Raw genomic sequence first — 17,015 nt, 5'->3', positions numbered from 1 at the left:
ATTTAATTCCTCAGTTTTTATTTTAACTTATGGTTTTCTTTTATGAAAGCTTCAAGAGCGGCGGTCATAGATGTAATCCCCGGTAAGGGAGCTTCGCAATCAAGCCTCAACCCCGCGTCACGCACAGCTTTCGCAGTAGATCCGCCAAACGTGCCTATGGCTTTTTCCCCTTGTTCAAAATTCGGGGCGTTTTTAAATAAAGAGACTATACCTGCGGGACTAAAGAAAATCAACATATCATAAGACAATACCTCTTCTTCGGTAAATTCGTTGCTCACTGTTCGATACATAATAGATTTTGTATAATCTACTTTCTTTTCATCCAGCACTGATGTCAAATCCTCGGTATGTACATCTGATACCGGAACCAAGAATTTTTCCTTGTTATGTTTGGTCAAAGCAGAGGACAAGCCATCCATTTTGCCTGTTGTACTGAAAAATATTTTACGCTTTCGGTATACAATGTATTTCTGAAGATATAGGGCTACAGCTTCCGAAATACAGAAATATTTCATTGTTTCCGGCATTGTGATCCTAAGTTCCTCACACAATGCAAAAAAGTGATCGATTGCAATTCTCGCTGTAAATACAACCGCAGTATAATCCTGTATATTAATACGCTGTTGTCTGAAATCTTTAGCATCTAAGCCTTCGACTCTGATAAAAGGGCGGAAATCCAGCTGTAAATGATATTTTTCAGCAATATCATAATACGGCGACTTCTCTGTAGAGGGCGCCGGTTGCGATATCATAATATTCTTTATCTTTAAAGCCATAATATGGTAAATATATCGGTTCTATATAAATAAATCAATCCTGTTGATAAAAATATATATGGTAATATTTCGAAAGTGCAAAGGTATGCAATCAAATACAAAAAGTTAAATTTTTGATTAACAAAAAAGATTATTATTTGATAAAAAAGTGTTATTTGGACTACAAGAAACATTAGAAGCATGAGCACTAAAATCGCTAAATGGTAATAACTGGAATATATAAGCAACAGCGTAGGAACGAAATATAATATCCCTAGTATCTCGAGACCAACGACAGAAATCCTCCGCCATGCCTTCATGAGTTTCTGCTGATCGAATATGTAGCCGATAATTTTATACATAAAGTCTTTAGCTCCCAGAAAAAGACCTATTACCAGAATAAAAGTAATAACGGTGAGAAAGGGTGTATGAACTACTTCCGGCGAATCGTATTCGACAAATACGTCGTACACGCAGATAGCAACCAAGACTATAGCCTGAAGCACAAGAAAATACCCATATAATATTTCTTTTACTGTCGTTTGTTTATGTATCCTCTTTTCTCTTTCGGACAGGAATAAGAGAGAAAGATTCTCTTTAAGAAAAGAAACACCGCCATTATATATATGGGCAAAGAATAAAAAACAAAACAGAAGTAAGACAAAGATACCGTCTGTATTCTCCATACTGAATGGTAACTTACTTCCATAGTGTCTTGAAGCATCAGTTCTGCTGCCTTTTTCAGTATAGGCTGTTAAAGTTTTTGCCATCTCCCCTCCGAAAGGGCTAAAATTCTGTTGAGGCAAAGAGTCTTGCGCTACAAGGCTATCTACAACAATAGAATTTATATACGAGATGGAGTCTTTCATTATATATTACCAAAAGGCATACATTCCCCTTTAGGTGAACATATGCCTTCTATGATTATTACAAATTAAATTCTTTCTTTATTACATCTACATAATCCAGTTTTTCCCATGTAAACAATTCCACCTCTCTTGTTATACCTTCGGGGTTGTAGCGAGATTTAAATTGTTTTACAACTACTTCCGGATTACGTCCCATATGTCCATACGCCGCAGTCTCTGCGTAAATTGGATTCCTTAGTTTTAAACGTTGCTCGATAGCCTTCGGACGCATATCGAATAGAGCCTCTACTTTTTTAGCTATCTCTCCGTCTGTCAGTGTTACATTGCTTTTCCCATATGTATTTACATAAATATTCATTGGTTTAGCGACACCTATAGCATAAGAAACCTGTACTAATACCTCAGAAGATACTCCTGCCGCCACCAGATTTTTAGCAATATGACGAGCCGCATATGCCGCCGAACGATCAACCTTAGATGGGTCTTTTCCCGAAAACGCTCCACCTCCGTGTGCTCCCTTACCGCCATAAGTATCTACAATAATCTTACGCCCGGTAAGGCCTGTATCACCATGAGGGCCTCCTATAACAAAACGTCCGGTAGGGTTAACGTGATAAGTGATATTATCCGTAAATAATTTAGCTATATCTTCTCTGAAACTGTATTTCTCCTTGACACGAGGAATAAGAATATTGATTACATCATACTTAATCTTTTTTTGCATGGTATCGTCATCCGCAAAATCATCATGTTGGGTAGAGATAACAATAGTGTCTATACGTAAAGGTGTTCCATCGTCGTCGTACTCGATAGTAACCTGAGATTTCGCATCCGGGCGAAGATATGGCATCAAGGCCGGTTCATTCTTACGTATTGCGGCAAGTTCCAGTAACAAAGCGTGAGACAGGTCTAAGGCCAATGGCATATAGTTATCGGTTTCGCCCGTCGCATAACCAAACATCATACCCTGATCTCCGGCTCCCTGATCCATAGGGTCCGATTTTCCGTCGACACCTCTGTTTATATCATCCGATTGCTCATGTATGGCTGATAACACACCGCACGATTGAGCTTCAAATTGGTATTCACTCTTTGTATAGCCTATACGTTCAATCACTCTGCGTGTTGTTTCAGGAATATCTATATATGCTTTCGATTTTACTTCTCCGGCCAAAACAACCTGACCTGTAGTAACCAATGTTTCACATGCTACTTTAGAGTCCGCGTCATAGGCTAAGAACTCATCTAGTAAGGAATCTGATATCTGGTCGGCAACTTTATCGGGATGTCCTTCCGAAACCGATTCAGATGTAAATAAATAACTCATTGTGTAATTAATTTAACTGTTAATAAAAACAGAAAGAGATGTATGCGCAGTAGAAAATGTTTTAGCATTTTTTCATGTGGTTGCAATCGATACAAATCTATCCACTTAATTGGGTACAAAGATACTATTTTTTCCGTATCTCAGAATCATAATAATTATAAAAAAATAAACCTGCACTTTTCAGTACAGGTTTATTTTTGTTTTATTTCTTATTTTACTTGGCGCTAGCCCAATCAAATAATTGTTTACCGTTACTGTTTTCAGGGTCGAGTTCAAGAACTTTTCCTGCATATTCTTTTACTTTAGCCTTATCATCTGCTTTTTTAAGTTTATCAAATTGCAAATAATAGTAGTAGCTTAAATAACTATATGCTTCAATCATAACATTTTTATTAGGTTCTGCGTCAGCAAGGAGCGTTTCTATTGTCTTGTCATAGAACTGTTTTGCTAATCCTTGTTCTGAAGTTGGATCCATCTGGTAATTCACACGGGCTCTCATATAATTACCCAAATAGCTATCCGGCTTAAGTTCCGCAACCTTCGCATATGCTTCATCTGCTTTTTTCAACAATGCGAGGCCTTTTCCCTTTATTTCAGGATCTTCATTTCCCATCAACGATTGACCTGCTGAAGTATAGTAACTACCTAACTGGAAATAATCTTCCGCATTGGCTGTTACACCTGCCATGTTAAGGTATTGGTTGTAGTATTCGGCAGCAGCTTCAAAATCTTTTTCTCTTGCACTTTCAGATGCTATTGATTTAAGTAGCGCGACTTTAGATGGATCTAGCTCGATGGCCTTTTTGAATTGCGCCACAGCACCTTTTTTATCTCCGTTTTCGCTTTTCAAATTACCATAAATCAAATAGTCTTGTACAATATATTTAGCTGTATCAATTCCTGGTCTAAGAGGTAGACTAAAGAATTTATCACCTACTTCCAATCCTTTTACATAATCTTTAGAATCATTCAAGCTATACATCAACAGACGATTCAATACAAAATCATTTGGTTCTTTTTGTATTCCTTCTGCTATAACCTTTTTCGCATCTTCATAGTTTCCTGTAAAAAACTGAGCGCCGGCATAACGGCGAATATCATCCACTGTGTAGTCGCCCCCGCTAAAGAATTCCCTATAGGCAGGGATAGCTTCCGCATATACTCCCTCTCTGTAATTCAAATCAGCTAAGTCTTTATATGCAATTTTATAATCAGGACGGATTTCTATCGCTTTCCTCAACAATTCCGTAGCCGTTTTACGGTTGATAAACTCGTAAACTTTAGCACCTTTCATGTATGCCAACACGCTGTTAGGATCGTTATATATAGCCTGATCGTACTGAGCAGCAGCTTCTCCCGGTTTATTTTCTTTAGCTAACATATCACCTTCAAGAATATAGGAATAAGGAGATTTCTTATCCGCCTTGCGAAGCTCCTGGATAGCCTTTACTGTTTCGTCTTTCATTCCGTTATCGAGGAATGCTTTAGCAACAGCCAAACCGATAGATATATCTTTCTTATTTTTTTTCTGAATATCTGTAAGTGTTTTAGTAGCTTCTTTTGTATTCGACTTTAGCTCTAGCTTTGCTAATCCGATAGCTCCAAATGGAGATTCCACATTAGCCGAAGAAGCTTTTTCGTACTGAGATTTAGCTTCAGCCATATTTCCTCCTTTATAAGCTATTTCGCCCAAGTAGAAATTATATTCAGCGGGAGACTTTGTCAAATTTTTTGTAAAATAGTCTTTCGCCAATTTAATTTCGTCAAGACTCAAATAATCATATCCGGGATTATTCTGAGCCATTGCTGTAATGCTAATAATGAAGCCCAGTAACGAGCCTAAAAAATACTTCATTTTCATCTTATAGTTATTTACAATTAATATTTATTTCTTATAATCCAGTGTCTGATTGATTCGAACCAACCTTGTTGGCACTGTAGCCGGATAAAGCCCGGCTTTAAGTATAATCCTTTGCCCCTTTTCGCCGGCTGCAAAGCGTACAAAACCTGCCGGCAACCCTTCCCTCACATCTGATATTATTATATAAATATCACGTGTCAGAGGATATTTTTTTAGTACCAAATAAGCAGCAAAAGGCTTAAAGCTATTTGCAGCTGTAGCCACTTCTTCTCTACTTACCGACATTACATTTATATTATTGATAAAACTCAAATTTGTAGAATCGGATGGATTACTTATCCAGTTGACTCCTATTATGCCTAACGCATTAGGATTAGATGCGACATAATCTATCACTTGTTGATTTGGAGTCCGGTCTTTCAAATTCGCTGTTTTTATACTATCCGCTGCTCTGGCTTTGACATGATCACCTAATTTCTGTCCGGCATGCAATATTGAATCCCGAACAAACCTTACTGTACTCGAATTTGGGCTGTCGAATGTCACAGCAATATTGCCAAGAGATGATTTTGGGTCCAGTTCTTTCCACGAACGAATCTCTCCTGTCATTATTTTTCTCAAATCAGATACTGTTATTAAAGTATCGTTATTTTCTTTATTTACAATGAGAGCAAGACCATCTATCGCCAATTTTTGCGAACGAAGAATCTGCTTTCTGTCTTTTATTATTTGTGCTTCGTTTGGTGTAAGTTCGCGAGCCGCAATTATAAGGCGCAGGCTATCCTTCATAAATAAATTAAATACTTCGTTTTCACTTGTATACTGGGGAACAATGAGCGCTTGTGGATACAAAGCCCCAAAGACATCGACTTGTTCTTGTATAACCGGAGCAAAACACTCATCCACAGCAAATGTGGCTACACCGCTTGTCAGAGTATCAGTCCGTGTTATTCTCTTTCTACCACAAGATGAAAAGAAAATAAATATCACACATAAAATAAGACTTAGATTTTTCATAACATACTTTTTATAGATAATTCTTGATAATTCAGACCCCTTTCCATACCCGGTAGGCTCTGAACAAGCCATATGCAAAAAACAATACACCTATTATCACACGAATAATATCATTAGGCATAAACTCCTTAAAAACGGATGTGAATACGACTAAAATAGATATGCACACATAAAAAAGCACCATAACTATTCCGTAAATGACTTTTGCTGACAGCTTATTTCCTTCTTTCATATATCTAAAAATTGGAAAAAAGAAGAGAAGATGTCTTTCATTCCAGCTTCTCTTCTTTCTAAATCTTATTTGTAATCTCTATAACAAATATTTCACAAAATATTCATCTTAGTTTTGCAGACGGAATTGAATTGGAAGGTTAAAGTACACAGGTACATTCAAACCATTCTGTTTCCCTGGAATCCACTTAGGCATAGACTGCACTACCCTGACAGCTTCTTTGTCACATGATGAGTCAATACCACGCACAACTGTTACATTTTCTATTGTTCCTGTTTTAGATACAACGAAACGAAGAGTTACACGACCTTGTATACCAGCTTCCTGAGCAACAACAGGATATCTCAGATTGTCACGGATGAACTTCTGCATTTCAACCTCTCCTCCCGGAAAAGTCGGCATTTGCTCTACTGTAATAAACGGCTTCTCTTCAACCTGCTTTTCTTCGACAATTACCTTATGATCTCTCAATTCTGCAATATCAACACCTTTGTCGCTAGTTCCTTGTACAGACGCTACCGAAATTTGGATTTTTGATTCCTGTATTTCATCCTGCGATTTCATCACATCTTTATCTGAAACATCTTCGTCCTTAGCAATTGTAGGAGGAACGAACTGAACTGTTGTTTTCAATGGAGGAGGGGGAGGAGCAGTCTCCTGCATAATCTTATTCTCTTCCGGTATATCCTCAACCGGAATATTTGAAAGTTCAAAAGTCTCGTCGATGTTCTCCTGTTGGTTTTGCGCCAATTTCTTGATCTCACTTATCAAACCCGGAAGGGCTGATACGAATCCCGCGAAAAGAAGAATTACTAAAAACGCGACAATGTGTCTTTTCGATGATGACTGACGTAGTTTGTAGGCTCCATATTGCTTATTTTTACCTTCAAAAACCACATCACACCATTCCGAGGAATTTAATTTAATGTCTTTTCCCATAATTTTAGTCCTTTTTTAGAATGTGATTACTTTTTTGGTGGTGCGGCGTTAGCCCCATAAGCCCCGTTAGTTTTCAGGTTTTCAAGTAAGAACTGATCACCTTCTGCCATGTCCACAATAGCATATTTTGCTATACTACATATTGCCATTTCGTCCAAAGCGTCTACAAGATTTTTATAAGTCGCTTCCGATGTCGGTTTTATAACAACCACCTGTCCATCTTTGTCATCCTTAATCTCTTTCGACTGTTCTTTAAAAGCGTCTTCCGATATTTTCTTATCGGTTCTTTCTTTTCTCAGATCTTTCATCTTAGCCACAATAGGAGCATTGCGTTCTAACAATATCTTGCGGATACCTTCGGGAGAATAGTCAGTCTCCTTTAATGAAGTGTAATCTGCATAGTTAGGCATTCCTGTATAATAATACAATTTATTATCTGCTCCTAAGATGAGAGTAACTGCTTTGGATTCTTTTACCTTTACTTGATCCTCTTCTGTCAGTTTCTGATCTGTTGGCATCGCAATATCCATAATTTGCGGTTTACTCAACGTTGTACAGAACATAAAGAATGTGATCAATAACATATTCATATCCACCATTGGTGTAAAGTCTACCCTCAAAGTCTGTTTTTTGGGTTTACCTTTTTTCTCTTCGCCACCCGATTGTTGTACTTCTGCCATAATTTTTTTTTCTAATTATAGGTTAAAATCATGATTACACATCCGGCATAGCCTTCAGAGATGTTACCAAACTATATCTGTTCTCTTTAATAGTAACCAGTCTTTTCATCACAACATCTACAAGAGGGAATTGTGTTGTCTGGTCAGCCTTAATGGCAATCCCCATATCCTCGCTTATTTCACGCGCGTGTTTTACCCAACGTGAAAATTGGTCGTTCACGCTGTCAATGGGCACGCCCCATTTTTTTATTTCAGCATCTTGCTCGCTTAACGATAAATCCAAAAATGCAGACATCCGGTTCATAGGAACACCAATATGAGTTTGGTCCATGAAAGATCGTATTTGCTTTGGAGTAAATGTTACGCCGAAATCTTTCCCCATGGCTTCCAGCAAGTCTTGTTTTCTTTTATCCGCAGGCTCAATGTTCAGGAACACTTTACCGCTCGGATCTACCAAAATATTCAATACATTGTAGTCAGGCACCTTTGTTTCGGATACTGATTGTGGTGTTTGCACCTGTACCGGTTCTTTCGGCAAGAAAGTTGCTGTTAGCATGAAGAATGTGAGCAAGAGTACAGTAACGTCACTCATCGCCGTCATGTCGATGAATGTACTGTTTTTCTTGACTTTAGTCTTTCCCATCTTCTTGTTTTTACTTATTAGAGTAGAATTTCATAAAAATTCCACAAATCTTTCTGAAAAAAATCAATTATTTAGATAAACCACCGTGTAGAGTAGTATAAGTTTGGCCGATAGCAAAACCTACCTCGTCAACAGCATTAGTAATATCTTCAACTTTTCCAGAGAAAAAAGAATAAGAAATGATAGCACAAGCACCTGTACCGATACCCATCGCTGTATTCATCAGGGCTTCAGAGATACCAACGGCCAGCTGTGTCGCATCAGGAGCGCCCTCTTGTCCCATAGCGCTAAATGATTTGATCATACCAAGTACTGTACCGAATAGTCCCATCAATGTACCTAGTGTAGAAATAGTAGCGATAACCGACAGGTTTTGTTGTAAGTATGGAAGTTCCAAAGTAGTAGCTTCCTCGATTTCCTTTTGGATCATTGCAGCTTTTTCATCATTATGAACATCTGTCAATTTTTCAACATCTGCATATCTGATCAAACCGGCTTTAAGGATATTAGCTACTGAACCTTTTTGTTCGTCGCAAAGTTTAGAAGCACCAGCGATATCTCCGGCTTCCAATTTAGCTTTTGCGTTCATCACAAATTTTGCAGTGCTTCCTTTACCGCTAGCTCTGTTTAATGCAAAAAATCTTTCAACAGAAAGAACTAATACTGTAAGCAACAGCGTGATTACGATAGGAATTACAAACCCACCTTGAAATAACGTACCTAATATGTTTCCGTTAATAGGATGTCCTTTTTCATCAAAGTTACTTGGACTTCCAGCAACTACGTAGAAGAAAAGATGTGCTACAATCAGACATCCAATAACTACTAGGAAAGCAGAAACGCCTTTCGATCTTGGTTTTTGGGTTGGTTGTTGTTTTTTAGTTTCCATAATGATAATAAATAATTTAAGTTTAGTGAATCAATTTTTTTTATTTTATTTATATTTATCTCCGTTCAAATCAAAAAAATGCCCTAGTGACAATCTTTAAGGGTACAAATATACTATTCTGTTTTTTCTTTCAAAGTATCTTGTCCCAAATATTGCACTCAGACCTACGCTCTTAACTAAATATAACGTCGAAAACAATTTCTAATAGAGAATAATTAAACAAATTCAAAGGTTTTATATTACACATGTGGTTTTCTATCAAGTCAAGTGTCCCACAAGGTATTAAAGCAAACTCTTTCTTATATTTCAGCTAACAAAAATAGGATTAAATATTATTCCATGCAATTAAAAAATATAAAAAAGTCTTATTAAATCTATTTATCAATACATAACTCATCATTAAGAGCTATTACCGCGTCTTTGTACGATTCTCTTTTAATAACAAACTGCATATTAACCTGACGCAAGGATTGAGCGAAGCTCTCCACGTTTATTTCTCTTTCAAATAAAGCTTTCGATGCCCGATACAAGAAACCGGGCAATGCTATATTAGTACCCATAACGCACACCAAAGCAACCCGTTCGACTGTAACCTGATAGAAACTACTTTCCAGATCTGTTATCAGTTCGCGGGATTTATAGTTATCCCAAACAACCATTGTTATCGAGTTGGCATTCGTGGATTTAAGGATGTAACTAACACCGAATCTGGCAAATATCTGCATTATTCTTAAGTCGAAACCAACCTCGCCGACCATCATCGGATCGTGTATTTCAATAGCCAGAACCTTGTCTGTCCCTGAAACAATCTCTATCTTAGGTATCTCTGACACATATTCCCGAGTAATCAGTGTCCCCGGATGCTCCGGCTCGAAAGTATTTTTTATGCGAATATCTATATTCGCCAATTCCAAAGGCTTAGATGCTTTAGGATGGATAGCCTCCATTCCTATATCTGCCAACTGGTCGGCTATTATATAGTTAGTGCGACCTACCGGAACGACCTTGTCAACTCCGACAATGTTGGGATCTGCACTTGATAAATGATATTCTTTATGAATAATTGCCTCCTTTGCATTTACTTCTACCGCGACTTTACTAAATGTGACTTCGGTATATCCCCGGTCGAAAGCCCTCATAATACCCTCTGTACCTTTGGTATACCCGGTAATCACACACATAACTTTGCTGAAGTCGATTCCTTTGAAAGCCCTATGTATGCGTTCATCTATAGTCAACGGCAGTGAGTCGTTAAATCCACAGAGGTCTATAAACCGCGCCGATACTCCGTTATTATTCAATATATTGACCGTATTCCACGCCGAGTGGGCTTCTCCTAACGAAGCTAGTATTTCGCGGGCAGCCAAGCAAATATCTTCGGCATTCACATAACCGGACGCCATCACCTTGCTCAAGCTATGAAGCATTGTTTTGGCTTGTTTGATACGGAACGTTATAAACTCTTCCGCTTCCTTCTGATCCAATCCTATTTCTTCAAATCCTTTATTGATCATCAGCAGGCGCTGGCATAAGCTATCTAACCCTATACTGTAATCGCTATTTTCGAGAAATTGCACGTAGACACCCGGCTCTCCGGTTTTTTTATGTTCCAAAAGCCAGTTAGTCACATTATTATACGCCGAAACGACGAAAATACGGTTATACATATCTTCGGGTTTCCTTTTTCCGACAATCACATTTTCCAGTACATCTTTAAACTGGGACATGGATGTTCCGCCAATCTTCTCTACTGTAAGCATTTCTATATTTAAAATATTTGAGAAAAATTCTGCGCAAAAATAATAAAATAATCTCATACCTTCTACTTATATAGAAGAATGTCATTTTTTTGTTACAAAAAATGATCAGGAGGCAAAACTATTTTAGCGTAAAAAAAATATATAATATATTTGTGTCCGACAGCAAACTATGTTAATTAACAGATTTAGCGAATGAAATACATTCTATCTTTCATCATTTGTATACTTTTTACATCTCAACTTTTGGCTCAAAACTTTAAAGGCCGGATAGTCGACAAGACAGCCACCCCATTGTACGGCAGTTCTGTATTTATTAAAGAAATTAAACAGGGACTTATTTGCAATGAAGACGGGTATTACCAGACAACCCTCGCTCCCGGAAATTATTCGGTAGAATATAAATGCTTGGGATTTAAAACAGAGGAAAGAAAAGTGAATATTTCCTCAACAGGGACAATCTCTGTCAATGTCACTCTGGAAGAAAACCCCTTTATGCTGAATGAGGTTACAGTATCGAAAGGCGAGGATCCGGCCTACCCTATCATGAGAAAAGCAATAGAAAAAGCTCCTGTTTATGCCAAATCGGCAAAAGCATATACCGCAGACGTATATATAAAAGGAAACGCGGAATTACTTAAAATAGCTTCTCTTGTAGACAAATTGGCTAAAAAAGAAGAAGGCGTAAAGTTATCGGAATTAAAAAACCGCGTATTCGTACAAGAATCGTTCAGTGAAATACAATTTACGGCGCCTGACAAATATAAACAGACAGTCAAAGCTTTCTCGAGTAGCATACCTGACAATTTAGACTCAAAAGACGCGATGGGTATTACAAGGTCGTCACTGTACAATCCTAAAGCAGGTTCTCTTATATCGCCACTAAATCCTAAAGCTTTTTCATATTATAAGTTTCGATATGAAGGTTTTTCGGAAGAAGACGGACTGGTAATAAACAAAATAAAGGTGGAACCGAAGCTAAAAGATCCGGCGCTTTATGAAGGCTATATTTATATTGCCGATAACACCTGGCATATACATTCTGTGAAACTAAACAGTAACACCTTTGGCGTTAAGGAATTTTACAACATTACGTATCAGGAGGTTAACCCAGGAGTGTATCTTCCAATTACATATCTTACCGAAGTAGATTTGAATATGCTTGGCAATCATATAACCATGAATTATTACGCGTCTCTTACTTATAGAGATATTGAATTGAATAAAGAGGCGGCGGAAGAGGTAGCTAAGAAAGAAAAAGGTAAGAAGAGAGACTTTGAAATAAAAAGAGACACATTATACACAAAAACAGCGGACAGCCTTGCTAACAAAAGAGATTCTATCTATTGGGACAACATCAGGATTATACCTCTGGACAAGCGGGAAATATCCAGTTTTGAAAAAAAAGATTCCGTTCAGCAACATCTCGATTCGGTAAGGAAAGAGCATCATAATCCAAAGTTTTCCTTTGGTGATATTTTTACCGGAGGGCAAATCGGCGGGGATTCCAGCAAAGTGGTTATAGAATACGACGGACTGTTCCGTGCTGCACCCGAATACAATTTTGTGGACGGGTTATGGCTGGGGCAGAAGTTCAGGGTAAAAACCAAACTAAATAAACACAACAGGCTGGAAGTATCTCCATACGTATATTACGCCTTATCCCGAAAAAGATTACTCGGAGGCGGAGACATCAACCTAAGTTACGCACCTATGCGGCTGGGCAAACTAGAAATATCTACGGGCTCGGTTAGTGAAGATTTTAATCCGAATGGTATCCTTCGATTCAATAACGCGACAAATTCATTAATAAAAGGGAATAACTATAATTTTTATTATCAGAAAGATTTTGTTTCCATTACCAACAATATAGATATTTCCAACGGATTAAAACTGATAACAGGGTTTGAAATAGCCCGGCGATCGGGATTAAGCAATCATACGGATTATACATGGGGAAAACGCGGCAAAATATCATCAAACATATATCCTGACGACCGGTTCGACAAAACCGCATACTATGTAGGTATAAACTACACTCCCTATGCTTACTATTCTGTGAGGGACGGGGCTAAACGATATGAAAAGCTTACATCTCCTACTTTCTATTTGAGGTATAGCGAAGGATTTTCTTCGTGGCAAACCAACAATTCCAGATACCGGAAAATAGGACTTGCGGTTTCTCAGAATATTACGTTGAATGAATTTAATCGTTTCAATTATCAGATAAGTGGTGGAACTTATATAGGAAATAAAAACAATCTTCATTTTGCCGATTATCAGCATTTCAATACGTCCAATGTAATGATTAATCTGAAATCCCCGTTTAGCTCTTTTATGTTATTAGACAATTACTCAGCTTCAACTAACAAGTATTGGATAAACAGTATGTTGAACTACAATAGTAATCATATATTGATTAAGCGCATACCATATTTCCAGGGAAAAATGTTTACGGAAACCCTGCATTTAAAGAATCTATATACACCTGATATGAAGTTATATACAGAAGCAGGATACTCTCTGAACATTACCCCTCTATTGAACATAGGTGTTTTTACATCTTTCCGCAAAGCAAAATATCAGGATTGGGGTATTCGTTTATTGTTGGATTGGGGTACTGTTAAAAGAGTTTTTTAGAATACCTTGTGATTTTTTCTTTTATGTATCTTTGTATCCCGAAAAACGAAATTATATATGGCTTCAGCAAAATCGTGGATATCGGCTCTACGCCCACGCACTTTATTTCTGGCGACTGCTACAGCCCTTTGTGGAAGCGGCATAGCATATAGCAGTGGTAAATATAGCACACCCGTACTTATCCTAACCATTTTGATTGCCAATATCCTCCAACTATTGTCCAATATGGCTAATGATCTGGGAGATTTCGAACATGGCACGGATACAACAGGCGAACGCGTAGGACCTCAGCGGACGGTGCAAAGCGGAGCAATCACCCCCGGACAAATGAAAAAGGCCATATACATTGCTATCGGGGCAGCTGCCATCGTCGGCAGCTTGCTCATCTACGTTGCCTTGCAGTTTATGGAACTGAAGTATATTCTCCTGTTTCTGGTACTTGGAGGCGCAAGTATCGTGGCTGCTATTAAATATACAGCGGGAAAAAATCCATATGGATACAAAGGACTGGGTGATATATTTTCTTTTGTTTTCTTCGGGTTGGTATCTGTTGTCGGCACCTATTTCTTGCATTCACACCAACTGGGCTTCAAACCCTGGCTACCTGCTATCGGATTGGGATTCCTTACCGTTTGTGTACTGAATCTTAATAATATGCGCGACATAGACAATGATCGTAAGTCCGGTAAAATTACTATTCCGGTTCGTATCGGCCTGAAGAACGCAAAACTATATCATGCGGCGCTAACGATTGGGGCGATGGCATGCTTTGCCATATACTCCATTATTTATGCAGAACAATGGTATCAGTATCTGTACTTATTCAGTTTTATCTTCTTTATAAAAATTCTGATCGATATATTTCGTATCTCTGAAAATCGCCGGCTCGATCCTTATCTGAAATATACATCGATGGGGACATTTATTTTGTCTGTTTGTTTCTGTATTTGCATTAATCTATAAAAATGAAAAAGATAGGATTATTATCAGATACCCATAACTGGTGGGACGACAAGTACGAAAAATATTTTGCCGAATGTGACGAAATATGGCATGCCGGCGACATCGGTTCTCTCGATCTGGCATTACAGTTCGAAGCCTTAAAACCTTTTCGTGCCGTATATGGCAATATAGACGACAGTAAAGTACGAAGGGCTTACCCCGAAACTTTGCGTTTTACTCTGGAAAATGTAGATGTGCTGATGACACACATAGGCGGTTATCCCGGAAAATATGATCCTTTTATCCGCCCGATACTTTACGCAAAGCCACCTAAGCTATTCATCACAGGTCATTCCCATATCTTAAAGGTAATGTTCGACAAAAAACTGAACTGCCTGCATATCAATCCCGGGGCTGCCGGAAAATACGGGTTTCATAAAGTCAGGACATTCGTTCGTTTTGTGCTTGACAATGGAAATATCTCTGATCTGGATGTGATCGAATTAAACGATTAATAACCTGTTTTAAAAATATACCGTCTATACGCCCGTTCATCCCAGAACAGATATTGCTTATCTTCATATTTAGTTCCGGACAGAAGGGAATGAATCAATCCGTTACGTTCAACTAACACGGTATGATAGATATTTTTTCCATCATCATTTTGCTTCAACCGGAATTGTATTCTCCCGTTAAGCGCATCGTGCCGAATCATGGTCGTATCAGTCACCGTTTTGAAATCAAAATCGGCTGATAGATCCTTCTGCATTTTACGGCTGCGATACCATGTCCCTCCGGTCGGGCTTACCAACGGCTTGCCGTTATAAATGACCGTGCTGTCATTATAAGCAATCACATCCAGATAACGATCCTTTGAATCTTTAAGCCAATTTTTCAGTTTATTATAATGAAGTGAATCTTCGTAGCCATAACTACTATCGAGAAAGGCTATTCGCTCTACATCATGCGGAATTTTACCGACACCTGTGATATAATCGAATATAAACCGTCCGCCACCACTATGTCCATTCAGCATAATAACCGGATGGTAAGGTGCAAAGAGATTACGGAGGCTATCAACAACCTGTTGAATAATCATTTTCCCATTATCAGGATGATTTTTACTCCATGTAGTCCAACTGCTCTTCTCGTAACTCTGCAAATAGGCCACGACCCAGTTATATCCGGGACAAACATCTCTGACAAAACGTATTTGCGCCCCAATGTGCTGTATATCATAATGCCAATCATCTCCGTTTTCCATCAACTTGCCCGCAGTCCAGTCTATTGTATTTCCGTTAGGCAAAGCATATAAGACAAGAGCTGTTTTTTTATCTCTATCGAATTTTACAGGTGATGGCGCATTAACAATAATCGTAACATCCGGAAAGGCATCCTTAATAACCAACCGCTGTTCATTCAATCCGTTCAGCGAAAAACCATCCAGATAACAAGTTTTTTTGCGGCTATTATTTTCGGTAGGGTACGCATAATAGTCGCAAGGCTCTTCATCGCTTATAAGCCTACTATATACAGGATGCTTCATTACATCGATATAATGCATTGGCTTACCCTCGACATATATAGTATCTTTAACCAGACGGATGCCATGACTATAATCCAAATACCAATCGACATGACCTGTATAGATAGGCTGAATAGGCTTACCATCAGGCTTATGCCAACCATACAATGCTACTCTGTCATCTTTAGGACTTTCGAGCAATCGCTGTGTAATGATCACATCTTTTTTATGCCCTGCGATAAGTCCGGAACGCCCGGCTCGCTGCCCTTCGATAATATTATTATGTTCTATAAATGTATAAAGAGAATCCCTGTCTTTAGTCAACGGGTGGGGTTCTAACTTTACAACAGCCGAATTATATACATCATCACTGATTTTACGGGTGGAAAGAAAGCAACCCGACTTATCTGCTATACGTTGCGCGGTAGCAGGCTGTATGGGCATACGGATAAAATCGTTATTTGTACCAATGCACAAGTAATCCGGAGCAACAAAGTAATACCCCTCTACTATTTTCCCGCCTTTATCTGTAATTCGCACATCGACTCGCGCAAACTTATTCATAAAATCAGGGTGATTTCCTGAATTAAAACGTTCTTCAATAAATAGATCACGGGCATCGGCCGACAGTTTCGACATTTGATTAGCTAATTCTTTCCCAAGCATTTTATCTGTTTTAACTTGGGCACAGGCTGCGCAGATAGGGAAAACGAATATACCCGTAAGCAATATTCTTCTCAACTTTGATTTCATACAACTGCTTTTAAGATTAACGAAACAAAGATTGTAAAAAATAAGCAGATATCATTGTTAAATGAAGAATTAAAAATCGTTAGTTTGTATTTTATAAAAAAGAAAGATAAAGGAAACTCCAAATTGAATATCTTTCCTGGATAAAAAAGCTCCATCTGCTGCATTAACTTTTAATTAGAAAAAGAC

At 38.2% G+C, this 17,015-nt stretch carries 15 protein-coding genes; 3 read left to right on the top strand and 12 right to left on the bottom strand.

The genetic code is table 11. The annotated features are described in order from the left end of the window. Positions 1-17: 17 nt before the first annotated feature. From ACYPZI_RS09725 to ACYPZI_RS09675, 11 genes are all read right to left on the bottom strand, one after another. Positions 18-776, bottom strand: coding sequence for a uroporphyrinogen-III synthase (locus ACYPZI_RS09725; protein ID WP_459601031.1), 759 nt, complete (start codon positions 774-776; stop codon positions 18-20). Next, positions 767-1,624 (bottom strand): DUF4271 domain-containing protein, encoded by an 858-nt coding sequence (locus tag ACYPZI_RS09720; protein WP_459601029.1) that lies wholly within the window; start codon positions 1,622-1,624, stop codon positions 767-769. The genes ACYPZI_RS09725 and ACYPZI_RS09720 overlap by 10 nt, the downstream gene beginning before the upstream one ends. Before the next feature lie 58 nt (positions 1,625-1,682). After that, the gene (gene metK, locus ACYPZI_RS09715; RefSeq protein ID WP_459601027.1) at positions 1,683-2,951 is read right to left on the bottom strand and encodes a methionine adenosyltransferase; all 1,269 of its coding nucleotides are present in this window, start codon (positions 2,949-2,951) and stop codon (positions 1,683-1,685) included. A gap of 214 nt (positions 2,952-3,165) precedes the next feature. After that, entirely contained in the window at positions 3,166-4,812 is a 1,647-nt protein-coding gene (locus tag ACYPZI_RS09710; protein ID WP_459601025.1) for a tetratricopeptide repeat protein, read from the bottom strand. A 24-nt stretch (positions 4,813-4,836) separates the two neighbouring features. Beyond that, positions 4,837-5,829, bottom strand: a complete 993-nt coding sequence (locus ACYPZI_RS09705) for a PstS family phosphate ABC transporter substrate-binding protein (RefSeq protein ID WP_459601023.1) — start codon at positions 5,827-5,829, stop codon at positions 4,837-4,839. Positions 5,830-5,860: 31 nt separating this feature from the next. After that, positions 5,861-6,061, bottom strand: a complete 201-nt coding sequence (locus tag ACYPZI_RS09700; protein ID WP_459601021.1) for a hypothetical protein — start codon at positions 6,059-6,061, stop codon at positions 5,861-5,863. A gap of 108 nt (positions 6,062-6,169) precedes the next feature. Then, positions 6,170-7,000, bottom strand: a complete 831-nt coding sequence (locus ACYPZI_RS09695) for an energy transducer TonB (protein WP_459601019.1) — start codon at positions 6,998-7,000, stop codon at positions 6,170-6,172. A 26-nt stretch (positions 7,001-7,026) separates the two neighbouring features. Next, entirely contained in the window at positions 7,027-7,680 is a 654-nt protein-coding gene (locus ACYPZI_RS09690) for an ExbD/TolR family protein (RefSeq protein WP_459601017.1), read from the bottom strand. A 34-nt stretch (positions 7,681-7,714) separates the two neighbouring features. Continuing rightward, positions 7,715-8,323 (bottom strand): ExbD/TolR family protein, encoded by a 609-nt coding sequence (locus ACYPZI_RS09685; RefSeq protein ID WP_459601015.1) that lies wholly within the window; start codon positions 8,321-8,323, stop codon positions 7,715-7,717. Positions 8,324-8,390: 67 nt separating this feature from the next. Next, positions 8,391-9,212 carry a MotA/TolQ/ExbB proton channel family protein gene (locus ACYPZI_RS09680; protein ID WP_459601013.1) on the bottom strand — a complete coding sequence of 274 codons (822 nt, stop codon included), beginning with the start codon at positions 9,210-9,212 and terminating at the stop codon, positions 8,391-8,393. Between the two features lie 374 nt (positions 9,213-9,586). After that, entirely contained in the window at positions 9,587-11,029 is a 1,443-nt protein-coding gene (locus ACYPZI_RS09675; protein ID WP_459601011.1) for an aspartate kinase, read from the bottom strand. Between the two features lie 135 nt (positions 11,030-11,164). Between ACYPZI_RS09675 and ACYPZI_RS09670 the strand changes: the two genes are divergently transcribed. Genes ACYPZI_RS09670 through ACYPZI_RS09660 form a run of 3 tightly spaced genes read left to right on the top strand, consistent with a single transcriptional unit; the run spans position 11,165 to position 15,066 of the window. Further along, positions 11,165-13,609, top strand: coding sequence for a DUF5686 and carboxypeptidase regulatory-like domain-containing protein (locus tag ACYPZI_RS09670; protein ID WP_459601009.1), 2,445 nt, complete (start codon positions 11,165-11,167; stop codon positions 13,607-13,609). 57 nt (positions 13,610-13,666) lie between these two features. Continuing rightward, a complete protein-coding gene (menA, locus tag ACYPZI_RS09665) occupies positions 13,667-14,572 on the top strand; it encodes a 1,4-dihydroxy-2-naphthoate octaprenyltransferase (RefSeq protein WP_459601007.1) in 906 nt (301 codons plus the stop codon). A gap of 2 nt (positions 14,573-14,574) precedes the next feature. Continuing rightward, positions 14,575-15,066: a metallophosphoesterase family protein gene (locus ACYPZI_RS09660; RefSeq protein ID WP_459601005.1), complete on the top strand. Its 492-nt coding sequence runs from the start codon at positions 14,575-14,577 to the stop codon at positions 15,064-15,066. On the opposite strand, the gene ACYPZI_RS09655 is transcribed toward ACYPZI_RS09660, so the two are convergent. Continuing rightward, positions 15,063-16,829 (bottom strand): hypothetical protein, encoded by a 1,767-nt coding sequence (locus ACYPZI_RS09655; protein WP_459601003.1) that lies wholly within the window; start codon positions 16,827-16,829, stop codon positions 15,063-15,065. The genes ACYPZI_RS09660 and ACYPZI_RS09655 overlap by 4 nt on opposite strands. Positions 16,830-17,015: the final 186 nt, after the last annotated feature.

This window comes from Dysgonomonas reticulitermitis (assembly GCF_054601275.1).
Note: the sequence above shows the minus strand (reverse complement) of the source record. Positions and strands in the feature narration are given on the sequence as shown.

Coding starts and splice junctions, on each gene's coding strand:
- ACYPZI_RS09725 (WP_459601031.1), bottom strand. CDS start 776: ATGGCTTTAAAGATAAAGAATATTATGATATCGCAACCGGCGCCCTCT.
- ACYPZI_RS09720 (WP_459601029.1), bottom strand. CDS start 1,624: ATGAAAGACTCCATCTCGTATATAAATTCTATTGTTGTAGATAGCCTT.
- metK (WP_459601027.1), bottom strand. CDS start 2,951: ATGAGTTATTTATTTACATCTGAATCGGTTTCGGAAGGACATCCCGAT.
- ACYPZI_RS09710 (WP_459601025.1), bottom strand. CDS start 4,812: ATGAAAATGAAGTATTTTTTAGGCTCGTTACTGGGCTTCATTATTAGC.
- ACYPZI_RS09705 (WP_459601023.1), bottom strand. CDS start 5,829: ATGAAAAATCTAAGTCTTATTTTATGTGTGATATTTATTTTCTTTTCA.
- ACYPZI_RS09700 (WP_459601021.1), bottom strand. CDS start 6,061: ATGAAAGAAGGAAATAAGCTGTCAGCAAAAGTCATTTACGGAATAGTT.
- ACYPZI_RS09695 (WP_459601019.1), bottom strand. CDS start 7,000: ATGGGAAAAGACATTAAATTAAATTCCTCGGAATGGTGTGATGTGGTT.
- ACYPZI_RS09690 (WP_459601017.1), bottom strand. CDS start 7,680: ATGGCAGAAGTACAACAATCGGGTGGCGAAGAGAAAAAAGGTAAACCC.
- ACYPZI_RS09685 (WP_459601015.1), bottom strand. CDS start 8,323: ATGGGAAAGACTAAAGTCAAGAAAAACAGTACATTCATCGACATGACG.
- ACYPZI_RS09680 (WP_459601013.1), bottom strand. CDS start 9,212: ATGGAAACTAAAAAACAACAACCAACCCAAAAACCAAGATCGAAAGGC.
- ACYPZI_RS09675 (WP_459601011.1), bottom strand. CDS start 11,029: ATGAGATTATTTTATTATTTTTGCGCAGAATTTTTCTCAAATATTTTA.
- ACYPZI_RS09670 (WP_459601009.1), top strand. CDS start 11,165: ATGAAATACATTCTATCTTTCATCATTTGTATACTTTTTACATCTCAA.
- menA (WP_459601007.1), top strand. CDS start 13,667: ATGGCTTCAGCAAAATCGTGGATATCGGCTCTACGCCCACGCACTTTA.
- ACYPZI_RS09660 (WP_459601005.1), top strand. CDS start 14,575: ATGAAAAAGATAGGATTATTATCAGATACCCATAACTGGTGGGACGAC.
- ACYPZI_RS09655 (WP_459601003.1), bottom strand. CDS start 16,829: ATGAAATCAAAGTTGAGAAGAATATTGCTTACGGGTATATTCGTTTTC.